The following is a 15510-nucleotide window of genomic DNA, read 5'->3' as shown; positions in this document are numbered from 1 at the left end:
AGCGCTTGGTGTGACGCAAACTGCGCTATCGGCTGACTGTAAAACCTGCCAAATATTATTTAATTCAGTATTCACCATATTATGCGACATGACCACGAGACACAAGGGTTGCGATTGGCGGGTATACCCGAGATGGTTCGAGAACGTGCTTCGACTCATACGGCGTCTGAACGACCGAGGCCGCATGTTCAACGTCACGTTCTGGGTGAGGGTTTCCCCGCCCCGCTTTTCACGTCCGAGCGCGCTTAGAGACCGCGCTTCGAGGGAAGCAATCAGATTTGCTTTTCCCGCCACCAGTCGCAGTCATGATCCGGGGGTGTTGTCACCGGGTCTGGTGGGTGGCTGGTGATCGCTAATAGGGGCTCGGTCAGGATATCTTGAGGCCGTCCGTAACGTGGATACCGAGACCTGCAACGTTTTCGATGCAAGAAAACTAACAACATGACTCCAGTCGACGTATTCGTCGGCGTCGATGTCGGCAATGGCCGCCATCACGCCGTCGCTCTCGATCGGACCGGAAAGCACCTGTACAACAAAGTGCTGCCCAACGATGAGGCCAAACTGCGTGCCCTGATCACCGAGCTCAAGACGTATGACCAACTTCTGTTCGTCGTCGACCAGCCCCGCCACGATTGGCGCGTTGCCCGTGGCAGTCGCCCGTGATGAAGGCGTCCTGGTCGCCTATCTGCCGGGTCTGGCCATGCGCCGCATCGCCGATCTGCATGCAGGCGAAGCCAAGACCGACGCCCGCGATGCCGCCATCATTGCAGAAGCCGCGCGCTCGACGCCGCATACGCTGCGCTCGCGTCGAGTGGCTGATGAGCAACTTGCCGAACTCACCATGCTATGCGGCGTCGATGGCGATCTCGCCGCGCAAATCACATAGACCAGCAATCGCATTCGCGGCCTGCTTACCCAGATCCATCCCGCACTGGAACGGGTTCTGGGGCCGCGCCTCGACCATCCGGCCGTGCTCGATCTGCTTGCGCGGTACCCGTCGCCCGCCGAGCTTGCCGCGACCAGCGAGAAAACACTCGCCAACCGCCTCACCAAACTTGCACCTCGCATGAGCAAAAGCCTTGCTGCCGAAATCGTTCAGGCGCTCAGCGAACAGGCTGTGGTCGTACCTGGTACGCAGGCAGCAACCATCGTCATGCCGCGTCTGGCCCAGCAGCTCGCGTCTTTGCGCAAACAACGCGACGAGGTTGCCAGCGAAGTTGAACGCCTGGTGCACGCGCACCCTGTTTGGCCGGTCCTGACCAGCATGCCGGGAGTGGGCGTCAGGACCGCCGCCAGACTCCTCGCGGAAGTCGCCCACAAAGCCTTCGCTTCAGCTGCGCATCTCGCCGCCTACGCCGGCCTCGCCCCGGTCACCCGACGCTCAGGCTCGTCTACCATCGGCGGATTTCTGGACGAGAGCATCGCGGGCTATCGGGATGCGAATGGCTCTCGCCTGATCCAGATGCAGGACTCTGCGATCTTTCCGACGAAGTTCTTCTTTCGCGGCACGAGGACCTCGGCGGTGGGCTCAGCGCCAATTTCAGCCTGGACTCCCTGATCAGCCTGAGCACCGGCAACCTTGACCCGCAGTCGCGCGGGGCGCTATTCGAAAACTCCGCTTCGGTCGGGATGCGCCAGACAGGGCTGGGCTTTTTCCGGTTGGGGCGACAGAATGATTTTGCCTTCGACTACTTTCTGATCGGCGGCATTGATCCCGCAACGGGAGCAGCACGAGGCATGCTGAACTTTCGCACCGGAAGCTACGGCGCCGACCTGCTCTGTGTCGCGGGTCCCGCGCAGATCGGCGCGGTGGCCGCAGTCGGCCCGTACCCGCCCATCATCAACAACGGCGTGCCCACGGGCCTGGGGCGATCAACTGGGACCGTGTGAGCGGCAAGCGCATGTCCAATGCGGTCAAGCTGACTTCGCCCCGGCATGGAATCTTGGTGCAGCCCACACCGATTCGGAACGACAATGCCTTTTTGAAGAATGTCGCAATCAACCAAGCGGCGGTCCAGCTCACCCACGCGCTATCCAAAAACCACTGCAGTCCACCTGGCCGGTGTGTTTCAGCGTACGAACGTAATCGGCAATTCACCGACGTCCTTGCGATGTCAGGCGATCTGATGCAAGGGCGAGCGCAGCGGATCGCCGGCGAAGAGCGATTTCCACATCCGCGGCGTGAGTTCATGCACGCGCGATGCCGGATGCTGGCCCACGCGCTGCAGCACGTCGACCAGATAATCGTAGGGATCGATGTCGTGTAGCTTGCACGTCACGAGGAGGCTTTGCGCGATACCGATCTGCCTGGCACCGAGTTCGGTCCAGCAGAACATCCCGTTTCCGATTGCTCTTCTCTAGCTGATGCCGTCATCGCCTGCTCCTGATCGAATTGAACGAAGAGCATTGTGCGATCGCCTCTACGCGAGATCTATAACGCCCATGGCTTACCGCTTACCTACGAACGGCGCTTACCCTGCCGAAATTGGCACCGCGGCGGCGGGCAAGATCCAGTCGGTCCCCGCTGCCGGAATGCAGTTGCGGTTCTAGAAGCAGCGAAACGGGCGCGCCGCGGACCAGCCTGATCCCGGCGGCCCCTTAATGAACATTCCTAAACGCCGCGCGCAGCCAAAACCGCCATCAAGCCTTGGAGCACGATGGCGCGGCCCTTGTCGTAGGTGCTCAGGAGCAGTTTGCGATCTTTCGCCGACAATGCCTTGAGAAGCTGTTCCTCGATTCGCGCGTCGAGGTGCGTACCTTGGCGCGTGATGTCCGCCGCCAACGAGCGATACCGATCGGTCAGGCGCATCAGCCGCAAAGCTTCACGCTTTAGGATCTTGTTTTCTGACAGATCGAAGATCGCGTCGTGAAACGCCCGGTGGCGCTCAATCCAGGCGTCGCGCGAGCCGCTTGCCAGTAACTGGTTGAGCTCGGCCACCATCGCCTTGAGGCTCTTCAACTGGGGCGGGTTGGGCCAGACAATGGTGGCGAGCAACTCGGATTCAAGCAGATGGCGCATCCGATAGAGTTGACGTGCCTCGTCACTGGACAAGGGTGCCACGAAAAACCCACGATTCGGGTCGTGTTCGATGATGCCCTCAGCTGCCAGAAGCTTGAGCGCTTCGCGCACTGGCACGCGACTGATGCCAAAACGTTCGGCCAGATCGGACTGGCGAAGTTGCAAGCCCGGCGCGAGTGTTCCGCGATTGATCAGTTTGCGCATCTCCGACGCGATCTGGGACGGGAAGTCGACCCCATCAAGTTCTGTAATTGTCACGATGACCGCCCAAGAGTTGTATTCAATCCGAAATTATATCCTGATTGTCGACGGCGCAAGGCGTCCGAGCCCTTCCTGATTGGGCCGCCCGGGGGCGCTACATTTATTTATTACCGGCCGAGGACCGTGGTGCCACGAGGCGGGAGTACATCAAGCCTCGCTCGTCAACGAAGCTTGATCGCCCACTGCGCATGACCGCAAACGATGCACCAATGCAGTTGCGCATCGCATCGATGTCGAGGTCGCCCGGGCTCTCGAGGGCACGGCTATAGCCGAATGCCCGATGACGAGTTCCGCATTTCCCAACGGGGTTCAGAACCGCATCTGCATGCCGATGCCGATAGCGGACACATGTTCATCGTACGCGGTGGGCGCGGGCAAGCCGCCGGGTGGGAAGATGGTCTGCTTCGCGACTCCGCGATTCCAGAGCTTCTTATAGAAGCCATAGAGCGAAGTGGTCTTCGAAAGATAATAGGTATAGCTGACTGCGAATGAGCGCACGCTCCAGTTTTGCGAGCGGACCTGGTTCTCGTCGCTCAGCCCGCCGTACGCAAAGCCGAACATACCCACGGCCCCTGTCGGCACCGTGAAGCCCGCTTGCCATGCCTTGTCGGTAAATCCAGGATTGTTTCGCCGCAACTGATACGTGCCGTAGAGGGAAAGCCAGTCGAACCGGTATTTGACGCCAAACGCATGTTCCAGTGTATTGGCGTCGCCACCTGGCGCCACGGTGAGACTGCGGCCCAGTCCGTAGCTGGCGACCAGACCGCCATTCGTATACCACAGCGTGCCGATCTGATACTTCGTATTCGCGGCGGCGCCCTGGTTTGAGCCAAACGAGTAGCCCAGGGTCGCGCTGAGGCCATGCCAAGTGGGCGAGCTGTATTGCAGCGCATTGTCCTGGCGGGCGGGATCCTGCAGCGGGTTGAAGATCCACGGTCGCGGTTCCTCGCCGGTCATTGACCCCAGGACCGATCCTGCAGACATCAAGATCGGGTCGAACGTCGTGCCCCATACGTAGCCTGCCGTCTGCAAGCGCCCCCCGATGAGCGTTCCCCACTGGCTGTCGATGCCGACATACGCCTGGCGGCCAAACTCCCGACCGCCCTGCCCGAGCGTTCCATTGTTAATGTTGAAGCCGCTTTCAAGAACTGCAATTGCAGTCACGCCGCCGCCAAGATCCTCCTTGGCGCGAATGCCCCATCGTGATCCGCCCAGTCCGCCCGAATTGAGGCTGCTCACGCTTGTGGCGGAGTTCTTGAAGTAACCGTAAAACACGTCAGCAACGCCGTAAAGCGTGACGCTCGACTGAGCGTGCGCTACGCATGGCAGCAAGACACCCAGCATGCATCCAGCAATTCTTTTGTGCACTTCCGTCTCCTGTCTTTTGATCTCTGGGTTGCAGGTACCTTTCATTCCTTGCGAAATCCTTCTGGTGTCGATTTCAGTCTGTCGCCGCAACTCCGTGCCGATACTTGCTTTCAATCGCCATCGCACGGCGGCATTGACGGCGATCAGCTATGCGCTCGTCTATGCGGGTTTCGGCGTCGAGGCCGTGCGTGGCGCGCCGCCGCGAGCAATGGCGCTGCGATGGTGCGTCCACCTCGTTCTTCGACACGACGCTTGGCGTGACAAGCCGCTTCTTGGCTTGCTGACCGGACATGCGGGAATTGGGCCAGGATTCTTGGCGGGTGCGGCGTCGGTCACTTGCTCAACGGCGGGCGCCTTGGCGTTGAATTCCATGCGACGAGAAATGCCGCCCGCATCCTCTGCGCAACCGTTGGCCGGGATCGCGCAGTACGACGAAGACTAAAGACAAGCCACTCCGTGAGGTTGAGGGACGACAACCCCACCACCACTAGGCTTAACACCTCGTGGACCACGCCATCAAGACGCATGCCCGCGTCAATGTCATGCTCAACTATACGAAACTCACGCCTCGCTCGCTCGACGCTTGACCGCTTGCACGTAGGGGAGTGCGATCGCATGGTCGACGTCAACATTAAGGGCGAGTTGTACGGCATCGTCGCTGCGTTGGAGTTGACGATGGTGGCTAATAAAGCACACGTCATCAACGTCTTGTCGGCGACCGGACATAAGTTCGGTCCATGCATTGGACCGACATACAAGAAGGTCCGCCAGAATCCGGCTATGACTTGATGTCGTTGTGTGGATCGCGCAAAAACAAAATGCGGTTAGGCCCAGACTCTGCGGGGTTTGCCGCCGTTTCTGGCGGAGAGGGAGTGATCGAACAGCGCTGCGCTCTGCGGAGTGATAAACCTATAGGAGCCTAATCGATGTTTCGATCTGAGCAGCGATCCACCACCTTGCAGTGTCCTTTTCGACGCATAAGCTGCAATCGCATCCGCTCATAGAGATTCCCCCAGGCTGTTATCGATAGGCCGTACTAGTATCCAACGCGCATTCCTGGTTTTCCTAAGCGAATGAACTGCTGCTCCGCCGCCCTACAGTTGGACCGCTGGCAGCCCCCAAGCCGTCAGAAATGGGGCTGCGTTACCAGTAAACAGGTTGTCGCGAGCACAGTTCGCGCATTGATATACGAGTCTCAATCTCGTGAGCAGCGAACGCGGCCGGCCCCTCGACGCGACCCAAAATTCCGCTTTGTTCCCGCGAGAGCCGTCCGTCCTGTGGGGGCAAACGTGGGGGCAAAATCGCCCCAAACGAAAAAGGCTCTCACAGCCGAAGCCATGAGAGCCTTATATCTATTGGTCGGGGCGAGAGGATTTGAACCTCCGACCACCTGCACCCCATGAAAGGAACAAATCTCCCCGATCTGAAGAGTCTGTTCGCCGTCGCGGCGTGCGGAGCCATCCGGCACGGAATAGCGTCCTGTGGGATCCAACATTTTTGCGTATACAGGTGCGTATATACGCCATAAATCAACAATTTTTTTAATTTAAAATCAAGCACTTGAACTTCACATTCGAGTCCTCTCCTGGCACCAGATTCAAAAGTAGAGCCGCCTTTTGGCGGCTCTCTTTTTTTGTAAGGCCTGGTAGTCGAAATCGTTGTTTGTGTTTCGATTGCCGGATCAGCAGGACGGTGGTTCAGTAGCGATTGCATTACTTCGCTGCGCGTTCAACCGAGCGGACGAGAAAAGCAAGTTTGTTTGAAGCAGGAATGTTGGGAGCAAATAGAACTGTCCGGTTTTATAGCAAATGATTTGTCCGCTTTCCTGCGTGGGCGGCAAAGCGGCGCAGGGCATAGCCCGAAGCCGGTTTGCCGCCCACGCGGCCGTCTGGCGAACCCTCAGGCGGCCTGCTGAACCGGGTCAACCTGCAGTGTGCCCGCGGCATCATAACGTCCCAGACAGCGCGGACCGTAAAACACGGCAAGCGAGCCGTCCACGCAGCGATGCACACGCACCCGCCGCTTGACGTAATGGGGCCTCGAACCACCGGCCGGGATCTGCAGTGGCAGCCCCTCGAAGCTCACACAGTTGTCGTTGTTCACGGTGCGCTCGTGGTGCTCGCACAGGATGTCGGCCAGGCCATTGCCGATGTACGGCACGAAGGCGCTGCCTGACTCGGCTGCAGATACCGCGAACTCGGCGTTGTGGCGGGGAAGATAGACCTGTTCCAGATACACATTGGCCTGCTGCATGCTGGTGATGCCGGCTTTGGCGAGCTCGCGTGGCAGCCGCTCCTGGTGCGTGCCGAAGGCCCGCTCCGAACGCCCGCGCGCCTCGGGTGAGTACGCCGCGATGTGCTCGATGCCCAGCTGCGCCAGCGCCCGGCCGAACTGCGTCGGGTTGTTTCGGTCGACCTTGCCGCCAGCTTCAGGCGTATGGAAATAGTGGCTGCCGCGATCGGTGTACAGCGCACAGAACAGGCCGTGCTGCGCGATTGTCTGGCCCACGCCGTGGAAACTCGACGCCGTGCCTTCCTCGTCGCAGAAGAACATCGACAGGTGTTCGCCCGTCGCATCGTCCATTGTCACCACCAGATCCCAGTCGTGCCCGCTAACCCACTCGTGACGGCTCGCATCCTGATGTATCAGCATGCCCGCCAGCGGCGCTCGCTCGCGCTTCTTGCGGTGCTTGCCACGCGCCTTGGCCCGCTTGACTTCACCGGCCTGCTGCAACTGGTTCTTGACCCACGTGTAGCTGCGCTGGCCGCCATGCTCACGCCGGTACCAGCCATGGAAATGTCGAACGTTCCAGCCGGGGTAGTCGCGCCGGTAGAGCTCCACGAGCTTGACTACCTCATCGACGGGCGCCCGACGATGCGATATCTGGTCAAGCCGTTTGTCGATCATCCCCTGCAGTCCGTCCGCCTCGTAGCGATCAATCTGTCGCCGCAGCGTGCGCTCGCAAACCCCCAGCAGGCGCGCCGCTTCCGCCTGCGTAAGTCGCCGATCCTGCCAGTCCGTGTACACCTCTTCGAATCTCATCTTCCGGGTTTCCTGTAACCAGCGTGCCCGGCTTACGGGTGGTTCCATACCGCACCCAAAAACCGGACACATTACGTGCTACAGAACCGGACAATTGATTTGCTCCTAACATTTGTTTGAAGCAGGAATTGACAAACTTAATCATCTTGCTAAAATAGCGGTCTAGCTTGAAGACGTGCCCAGGTGGCGGAATTGGTAGACGCACTAGGTTCAGGTCCTAGCGGTGGCAACACCGTGGAGGTTCGAGTCCTCTCCTGGGCACCACAAGGCTGTTTAGCGTAGTACAAAGAAGTCCAGAAGACCCCGTAAATCATTGAATTTGCGGGGTTTTTTGTTTATTGCCGTCCAAGCCGGGATACGGCAAGCCACGTGCAGATGAGTACGTTTTTGAGTACATTGAAAGTTCGAGATCGCTCAATGTACTCACCATGCCGCTCACAGTCCGCGAAGTCGAAGCAGCCCGTCCCCAGCCAAAGCCTTACGGTGTGGCCGATGGCGACGGTCTCGTCCTTTGGGTCACGCCCGAGGGCAACAAATTCTGGCACTTCCGTTACCGCCTGCACGGCAAGCAACCGCGCATCTCGTTGGGACGCTACCCCGACGTCACGCTTCAGAAAGCGAGGCAACAAGCAGCGGCCTACCGGACACTCGTCGCCGACGGTGCCGATCCTCGCGCAAAACGACGGATAGACCGGCAGCGGGCGGATACCAGCGACGACGGCACGTTCAGGGCAGCCGCTGAACTCTGGTACAAGAGCAAACAGGATGCGGGTCGGTCGGCGTCAACGCTCGACAAGATTCGGACGTACCTCGACAAGGACATCCTGCCGGAGCTCGGTTCGATCAAGCTGGCAAACATCACGCGTGCTGACTGCGCCCGCGTCCAGGAACGCTTCGAAAAGCGCGACGCACTCAACGTCTCGAAAAAGGCCCGCGGGTGGTTACGCGAAATCTTCAGTCAGGCCATCGCACGCGGCAAGTGCGAATTCAACCCGGCGTCGGAACTCAAGGTCATTGCGAAGGCCGCCCCAAAGGCTAAGCCTTATCCTCACCTGCTCGAACCGGAGCTGCCCGACTTCCTGCGGGCGCTTGAAAAATCAAAGAGCCGCCTCATCGCATACGTCGCGGTCTGGATGACAATCTGGACGGCAAGCCGGCCGGGTATGGTCCGCTATGCCGAATGGACCGAGATCGATCTCGACGGCGCCCTGTGGACGATCTCCGCTGAAAAAATGAAAATGCGGCGCAGCCACGTCACTCCGCTTCCATCGCAACTAGTCAAGGCACTGCGCGAGCTCATGGAGCTGACGGGCCGTCACCAGTACGTCTTCCCCGGCATCGGCACGAAGCACGAAGTCATCAGCGAGAACACCATCAACCTCGTGTTTTCGAAGATTGGCTACAAGGGCCGTATGGTCGGTCACGGCACACGCCATACCGCGAGCACCCTTCTTCGCGAGCACGGCTGGATAAAGGATCACGTCGAAACGCAACTAGCTCATCTAGAGGAAGGCATTGCCGGCGACTACAACCACGCCAAGTATCTGGTGCAACGTCGCGCGATGATCCAGTGGTACGCTGACTACCTTGATGTGCTGAAGACCGGCATGCAACCTGCCCAGCAGCAGTCATTTGCCCAACGGGTCAACCAGAAACCCGTGCAATCGCCATCTACATCTTCGCAATCGCTCGACAACGACGAAATCGCAGCCTGATGAAGCCGCGGTACGTTGCTTCAACGTTATCCACTCGATCCGATGACAACGACGGGAGCTTTTACAGAATGCAAGAGCTGCCGGTTGTCGGCGATCCGTGCGCCCAGTAATGTGGGACAGTGCGTAGCGGGCAGGCGTCAACGCATAGCACACTTCAACCTTGACACGCCGGGCGACTTCGATCATGTTCAACGTCGTGCCCTCCTCCCGAACCACGCATAGGTATCAACAAAAAAACATTCTGTCTGGAATGCGGCGGCGGCGCCGCCCCACAGCCGCCCGAGGGCTTCGCGTCGATGGTTTCCTTCGTTCAGGTGCCAAAGCGCCGCCTTCGGTACACCAACAGACGCGCACCTTCGCTGAAAGTTGTTGCCCGATTCCAGTGGTTAGTACACGCGTGTAACGGGCTGGGCATTCCGCGGATCGTTGTCTGCCTTCCGCAGGACCATCCTTGCCCAGCGGGGACGCGATGACGACACCGTTCAGTGATTCCTTCCGAAGCATGCCACTGCGGCTTCAGCCGGCGCCAGGCCGGCGTGGAAGTAGCCCTGGAGACGTTTGATGATCGTCGCGTCAGGGTGATACGGCGGGCGCACGAAATTCGCTGCAACGGCTTCGTCGTACTAGGCGCACGTCCATACTTCCAGCTCGCGGGCGTACTCGGGCGTTAGCGGCTTCGATTTCTCAAACATTTCTGTACTCCACTCAATCCCGGACTTGCCCGGCTTTGATGGCCGGGTCGATCCTCTATCGCGCTGCACTTGCGGGAAACACTCCATCACGGAGGTTCGGACTCAGGCGGGAAGACGCATCAAGCGCGGTCATTGTCGCGGAAGAAGAAAATTGCTGGCGGGCCTGCAGGTCCGCGTGCCAGGGATGGGCTGTGTGACGACCGGCACGCCACTTCCAGGTTTGTACTGATAGATGTCGCTCATGACTTCTCCTTTCTCCCGCAGGACCTTCCATCTCGCGCATCAGTCCCGTTCGGGCTCAGACGCGGATTGTGCCAAACCGGCGGCGAAGATGGGCTCGAAGAGATATCCCTGAACCCAATGCGCGCCACAGGCCCGGGATACGTGCAGGTCTTCTTCGTCCTCGACACGTTCGACCACCACATGCGAAGCGCATGTTCGCGCCAGACGGATCAGCGCACCCAGATGTACTCGTGCGCACCCGTTCGAGCGGGCCTGATGCAGATATCCACCATCGACTTTTGCAATGTCCACACCCAGTTCCATAAGACTCCTCACGGAACTGTAGCCTGCACCGATGTCATCGAGAGCGACGCGACATCCGAGCTGTTGCAGCGCCCGGACGAAGCCCGCAACTGCGTCGATGTCGGTCAGCGGCGCGCTTTCCGTCAACTCGATGACGAGCCGTGCCGCGACCTGAGGCTCCCCGGCAAGGGTTTCGATGACCGTCGACCGCCAGCCGCCGAGCGCTGCACTCTGAATCGACACGTTACAGCCTAGCGACATGCCCGGATGCGCACGCAGCGTATCGATCACGGTCGTCACGACCCATCTGTCGAGGCGGCCCACCAGTCCGAGCCGTTCGAGAGCGGGAATCCATTTGCCTACACTGACCGGTACGCCATCTGCGGTCCTGCACAACAACGCCTCCCAATAGCTGACGCTCTCCGTACCGGTCGCGCTGCAGACCTTCTCATAGCGGAAGCACAACTCGTCGCGTTCCAACGCGACCTAGCAGTTCCCCGGCAATTTCCATGTCCCGCGCGTATCGGGTCCGCCACTTTCTGGTGCCCATGCGCATCTCTGCGGATGCTTCTTTTTCGGGGTCGAACGGTGTGCCGTCGCAGGTCGGGATCGATGCACCGATGGCTGCGCGGATCGGGCCCATCGACGTGAACACCGGCGCGTCGCCCAGCGCCGCGACGACCGCATCGACGATGCTATGGTCGCTGCAAACTGCGTGAGCGTTCGCCAGGTCTTCAGGAACAGCACGGTCAATCAGAACGACAATCTGCTCTCCGCTGCGCGTCATGATGCCCGACTCCCGCGTACAGAAATCGCGAGCGCGTCCGTATACAACATGCCTGACGGTCAGCGCGGTTGCGGTGCCGTAAGCGCTTTCAATGTGCGCGAGGTTACGGATTGACGCCACGATGCACAGTGGGTTCCTGCGTGCGGTGCTCTCGGACACCGGACTTTCGTTCGCTGCCTCGCATGTGCCCTGCACATTTTCCTCCTCCGCTATCGAAAGCGATCTGACCTCCGTTGGCCGGCGGACGAGCCGAAGGCGATTGCTCATCGCGGCACCGTAGGCCGCGATGCGTGACGGAAGGCAAGCTCGTGCACGCAGGCTGTTCTACCGCTCAGTGCTCCTCGAATCACTTCGAGACGTGCACGGCCAGAAGGTTCTTTAGCACTGCGCCGCAGCACAAAGGTGCACACATCCGGGTTATCAAGCGCGCTGCCGCTTGATCGGCGGCAAAGATAGTTGAATTAGTGACCACAAGACATCATCGGGTATCGGTTTAACCATTGCATCCTTCCAAGGAGGCAACGATAAAGGAAGCGGAGCATAGTCCGGGCAACAGCTCCGTCGGCCTATTGATTTACGCTTTCGTGTTCAACACAATGCCCCGCAACCTGCATGGCGGGTCTTTCTGGCTGTGGCGGGAAGATGCACCATGACCCGTCACGGTGGCGAAAAAAGAACATTGCCCTTGAGCCCGCCCCATTGTCTGCGACGACACAAACGTAGCGCCCGTGTCCGGATCGTCCGACGTGACTGACTCTAAACCCTCGTTTGGGATCGGGTGCCAGCCAATCCTGAACCATATTTCTCAACGACCTTCCTACGCTTGCCATGACTTTCTCCATCCTGTTTCAACCTCAGTGCGGCGATCGTACGGATCTCGCAGATGTGACGCTCTCTTTCCAGCTGTGCCTTGCCAGCTGTCAATCATGGATTGCGGCGCTCCCGCATTCGGCATGTTGAATCCCGCCGGCGCCCCGCAAATCGATTCAACGCTTTGATGCGATCACCGCGTATCCGCTGCGCGAGTTCCGCCGTTTCGTCACTCGCCGTGACATTGTCGGCAAACATGCTCTTCTGCCGTTTATGCCGCTCGCAAAACTGCCTCGCTGTTAGTACTTCTGCTGAACCTTTGGGAGCTGAGTTCGCTTTCATAGCTCGATGAGCCATTCGTCACCAGATCCGCAAGGATGCCCGACGAGACGGCAGCCAGCGTGAGGCCCAGATGCCCGTGCCCGGTGGACACAAAGATGGAACGATGGCCTGGAACGCGCTCGATGACCGGCAAGGAGTCCGGTGTACTGGGGCGCTCACCGCTGCGTACCTCGAATCCTGGTCGAGCTCTGAGACCCGGCAGGGATTTGCGCACGCGATCCAGCGCGGATAACAGCAGGTCGGGCCGCGCTCGGAAACCTGGCAGCCCGAAGTGACTGAGGCCGGAAATCCTGGCTCCGCGTTCACTCGGCGTCAGAATCACGCCAAGGCCTGATAGCGAAACAGGCCTACTGATAAATCCGGGCTCGACGTCCAACTCGATGTGGTACCCGGTTTCGGCAACTAGCGGAATGCGATGATCGCAATCTGCCAGAAGCCGGTTCGAGTGTGCGCCGGTCGCGAGAACAACGGTTCCGGGTGAGTAGTCTCCCCGGGCACACTTCACGGCGACCTTTCCGCATCCTGCGCTATTAAGGCCCTGTACCCTGTCGAAGCACAGGAGCCCGCCGCGTTGGACAAATACGTCCGCAAGACTGGCAACAAACGCAGCGGTATCTGTCACGTGAGCCGCCCCTGCCAGGAAGGTAGCTCCGGCCGCACTTGGCCCAAGCGCGAGACGGCAAATCGCAGGCTCTAACGCGGCCAGTTCTCCGCCAGACACTATCCTGACAGCCGCGCCGAGCGACGTGCGAATCGAGTTCAGACATGTTGCCCGATCGACTTCGCAAGAGGAGAGATGAACCGCCAGGTGACCGCATCTGCTGAGGGGCGGCAGGTCCGAGCCAAGCAGCAGTTCGAGAGAACGAAGTGAGTCCCGACAGAGTTCATGAAGTAGGTCCGTGCCATGCCAGACGATGTCCGACCGCGTTGCTCTCGCGTATTGAACACACCACGAAAGCAGGCCTGGAGCTGATCGCCAATCGAGGGCGGCAGACGAACTAGCCTTGAAGAAAGCGGCGGGAAGCTCGGGAATGCGATAGTACGTGCTGGACGGGAATGCGCCTGGGTAGATCACGCCCGCACTGACAAAGTTGCAGCCCTGCGCGACAGACTGCTGGTCCAGCAGCATGACCTTCAACCCACGCTGTTGAAGTTCCAATGCCGCGGTGATCCCTATGACTCCCGCTCCAACGACGATTGCATCCAACTTGAGACTCCATGCCGTCACAAAAAACCGCGGTAACGAAATGTCCGGCTTCCTCGAGACAATTCCGCTTAGCCGATGTCGAGGGCCGGTGATGGTTAAACAAATCGGCGGTCGGCGGGCCGAAAGCCAGAACCCGCATCTAGCATCGCGCTTGCGTGCCACGCTTGCACCGTCGGCTCAATATCTGCGATACATGCTAATCCCGCACATTCTTGTCCCGCAGCGCAAGTTCACGACTTCGGAATATTGCTACTACAACGCGAGCCCACTGGATGCGGCGCCGTCCGCCCGTAGATTTCCCGAGGTGACTTGGGCGGTTAGTGCCAGAAATCGAGCTTTGCACATTTCCGTTGCAACAGCCACTGTGAGCAATAGATGGCCGATAATCGCGAATAGCCAGACCGCCCCTCGGATTAACGCAAAAAAAATGCGTTTTCTCAGACGTTCATCTTCCCGAACGCGCCACATCCTGTTCAGGATGAGTGACCGCTGAATCGTCTGAACTGCTCGCCGCCCAAGTGTTCACAGAAAGCGTCCACTCACGATCGTTGCGACGACGCAGAGCTCCCCGACCGATCCGGCAGGCTCCGCTGGCGCGTCGATTCGCGTGGGCATCGACCGCTGGCACGAACGTGGACGATCTTCCCTCTTTCTCTGACCGTCGAAATTCGCGTTGCACGCGTCACACTTACTGTCACAGGCCTCCCGCCCGGCAAGCCGAATCGGTGCGGATGTGGGCAGTTCGTGAGCAGGATTTTCGGACGGCTTCATATTCACCTCGATATGCTAAACATCCACACGTACTTTTCGCTGCACGCCGCGTAGCCGCGCGTGGCGCGGAACACGCATTCACCGGTTCCCGGCCGGCACGTGTTCGATGATCGCAGCGAACCGGCCACGCAACCACGATCAGGACGTGGAAAAACTGACCGCGATCAACGATCGCTCACCCACAGCACACGAAGAAAGTCCCTGGCGCATCGTCGGTGGCACCGACCGAGCTCTGAATGTTCAGCCTGACGCTTGTTTTCACCCTCAGTCCCGGGCATACGAAATCTCGGCGATGCGTATGGCAGGTCTCTCTGGATCGGGTGGAAAGACGCACCATTTTCCGTTTCGGTGTCGAAAAAAGAACATCGCCCTTGACCCGCCTCCGTTGTCTGCGACGACGCAAACGTAACGTCCCGTGCTGGATCGTCCGTAATGGCTGACTCGAAATCCTCTCTTCGGGTCGGGCGCCAACCCTCCACCATATTTCTCAACGACATTCCTACAATCGTCATAACTTCCTCATCCTTTGTGAAGGTCATGGCCTGATCAATGAAGGCTTCATTTCCGTTCGGTTAGGCTAACGTCGGCATATTCGAATACCTATGTATGTAGCCGACCCGCTCTCGTCGGGATACGTCGGCAAGATTGCCGAACGGCATTGCGATTGGTTACGCGCTTTAGGCGCCTTCAGTACACTCTGTATAGCCACCGGCTCACAGCACCCGATCCGCGGCGAAGATCTGCGCACTGGGGCCAAACACGAATCTGATTCACGCGAATAACGCTCGTCGGATAGGAGTAGAGCCGGTGATAAATATCCCTCAAAGCGCATGACGTGCAATCCGCACTGCACTCAGGCACAGAATTAAGGGTCGCGCTCGCGCGAGCCTCCCACACGAGCGGTTTGCAAGCATCAGGTTGTCGATTCGCCTCCTTGTTGAGGCGAAGGGCCCTGAACCGGAGCAGTATCC

10 protein-coding genes, 1 tRNA gene and 2 pseudogenes are annotated in these 15510 nt (G+C 59.3%); 6 read left to right on the top strand and 7 right to left on the bottom strand.

The window, feature by feature from the left end; all coding sequences use genetic code 11:
* Positions 1 to 422: 422 nt before the first annotated feature.
* Positions 423 to 1402 (top strand): annotated as a pseudogene (locus OKW26_RS23375) (IS110 family transposase); the annotation flags it as partial.
* A 227-nt stretch (positions 1403 to 1629) separates the two neighbouring features.
* Positions 1630 to 1890, top strand: a complete 261-nt coding sequence (locus tag OKW26_RS23370; protein WP_260321315.1) for a hypothetical protein — start codon at positions 1630 to 1632, stop codon at positions 1888 to 1890.
* Between the two features lie 224 nt (positions 1891 to 2114).
* Here the strand turns inward: OKW26_RS23370 and OKW26_RS23365 are convergent.
* From OKW26_RS23365 to OKW26_RS23355, 3 genes and pseudogenes are all read right to left on the bottom strand, one after another.
* Positions 2115 to 2342, bottom strand: a pseudogene (locus OKW26_RS23365) (transposase domain-containing protein); the annotation flags it as partial.
* A 269-nt stretch (positions 2343 to 2611) separates the two neighbouring features.
* A complete protein-coding gene (locus tag OKW26_RS23360; protein ID WP_184062864.1) occupies positions 2612 to 3277 on the bottom strand; it encodes a GntR family transcriptional regulator in 666 nt (221 codons plus the stop codon).
* A 312-nt stretch (positions 3278 to 3589) separates the two neighbouring features.
* Positions 3590 to 4648, bottom strand: coding sequence for a porin (locus OKW26_RS23355; protein ID WP_429355379.1), 1059 nt, complete (start codon positions 4646 to 4648; stop codon positions 3590 to 3592).
* Between OKW26_RS23355 and OKW26_RS23350 the strand changes: the two genes are divergently transcribed.
* Both OKW26_RS23350 and OKW26_RS23345 read left to right on the top strand, forming a co-directional pair.
* Positions 4623 to 5090, top strand: coding sequence for a hypothetical protein (locus tag OKW26_RS23350; RefSeq protein WP_429355378.1), 468 nt, complete (start codon positions 4623 to 4625; stop codon positions 5088 to 5090). The two genes, OKW26_RS23355 and OKW26_RS23350, sit on opposite strands and share 26 nt — an antisense overlap.
* A 173-nt stretch (positions 5091 to 5263) precedes the next feature.
* Complete coding sequence (locus OKW26_RS23345; RefSeq protein WP_184062866.1) at positions 5264 to 5437, top strand: hypothetical protein; 174 nt, start codon at positions 5264 to 5266, stop codon at positions 5435 to 5437.
* A 1110-nt stretch (positions 5438 to 6547) separates the two neighbouring features.
* Here the strand turns inward: OKW26_RS23345 and OKW26_RS23340 are convergent.
* Positions 6548 to 7690, bottom strand: coding sequence for an ISNCY family transposase (locus OKW26_RS23340; RefSeq protein WP_429355377.1), 1143 nt, complete (start codon positions 7688 to 7690; stop codon positions 6548 to 6550).
* A gap of 177 nt (positions 7691 to 7867) precedes the next feature.
* On the opposite strand from OKW26_RS23340, the gene OKW26_RS23335 reads away from it, so the two are divergent.
* Together OKW26_RS23335 and OKW26_RS23330 are read left to right on the top strand one after the other, a co-directional pair.
* Positions 7868 to 7954: transfer RNA gene (locus tag OKW26_RS23335), tRNA-Leu, on the top strand.
* 164 nt (positions 7955 to 8118) lie between these two features.
* Positions 8119 to 9405 (top strand): tyrosine-type recombinase/integrase, encoded by a 1287-nt coding sequence (locus OKW26_RS23330; RefSeq protein ID WP_429355376.1) that lies wholly within the window; start codon positions 8119 to 8121, stop codon positions 9403 to 9405.
* Between the two features lie 974 nt (positions 9406 to 10379).
* On the opposite strand, the gene OKW26_RS23325 is transcribed toward OKW26_RS23330, so the two are convergent.
* The 3 genes from OKW26_RS23325 to OKW26_RS23315 form a co-directional block, all read right to left on the bottom strand.
* Complete coding sequence (locus OKW26_RS23325) at positions 10380 to 11102, bottom strand: EAL domain-containing protein (RefSeq protein ID WP_429355375.1); 723 nt, start codon at positions 11100 to 11102, stop codon at positions 10380 to 10382.
* Entirely contained in the window at positions 11071 to 11568 is a 498-nt protein-coding gene (locus tag OKW26_RS23320) for a hypothetical protein (protein WP_429355374.1), read from the bottom strand. The genes OKW26_RS23325 and OKW26_RS23320 overlap by 32 nt, the downstream gene beginning before the upstream one ends.
* A 922-nt stretch (positions 11569 to 12490) precedes the next feature.
* Positions 12491 to 13768, bottom strand: coding sequence for an NAD(P)/FAD-dependent oxidoreductase (locus OKW26_RS23315; RefSeq protein WP_429355373.1), 1278 nt, complete (start codon positions 13766 to 13768; stop codon positions 12491 to 12493).
* Positions 13769 to 15510: the final 1742 nt, after the last annotated feature.

It is taken from the genome of Paraburkholderia sp. 32, assembly GCF_050435345.1.
Lineage (GTDB): Bacteria > Pseudomonadota > Gammaproteobacteria > Burkholderiales > Burkholderiaceae > Paraburkholderia > Paraburkholderia tuberum.
The sequence above is the reverse complement of the archived record's forward strand: the minus strand, read 5'-3'. Positions and strand labels throughout refer to the sequence as shown.

Bases quoted from the DNA above. Each gene is read 5' to 3' on its own strand.
- OKW26_RS23345 (WP_184062866.1), top strand. From the start codon at position 5,264: ATGGTCGACGTCAACATTAAGGGCGAGTTGTACGGCATCGTCGCTGCG.
- OKW26_RS23330 (WP_429355376.1), top strand. From the start codon at position 8,119: ATGCCGCTCACAGTCCGCGAAGTCGAAGCAGCCCGTCCCCAGCCAAAG.
- OKW26_RS23350 (WP_429355378.1), top strand. From the start codon at position 4,623: ATGCATCCAGCAATTCTTTTGTGCACTTCCGTCTCCTGTCTTTTGATC.
- OKW26_RS23340 (WP_429355377.1), bottom strand. From the start codon at position 7,690: ATGAGATTCGAAGAGGTGTACACGGACTGGCAGGATCGGCGACTTACG.
- OKW26_RS23370 (WP_260321315.1), top strand. From the start codon at position 1,630: ATGCGCCAGACAGGGCTGGGCTTTTTCCGGTTGGGGCGACAGAATGAT.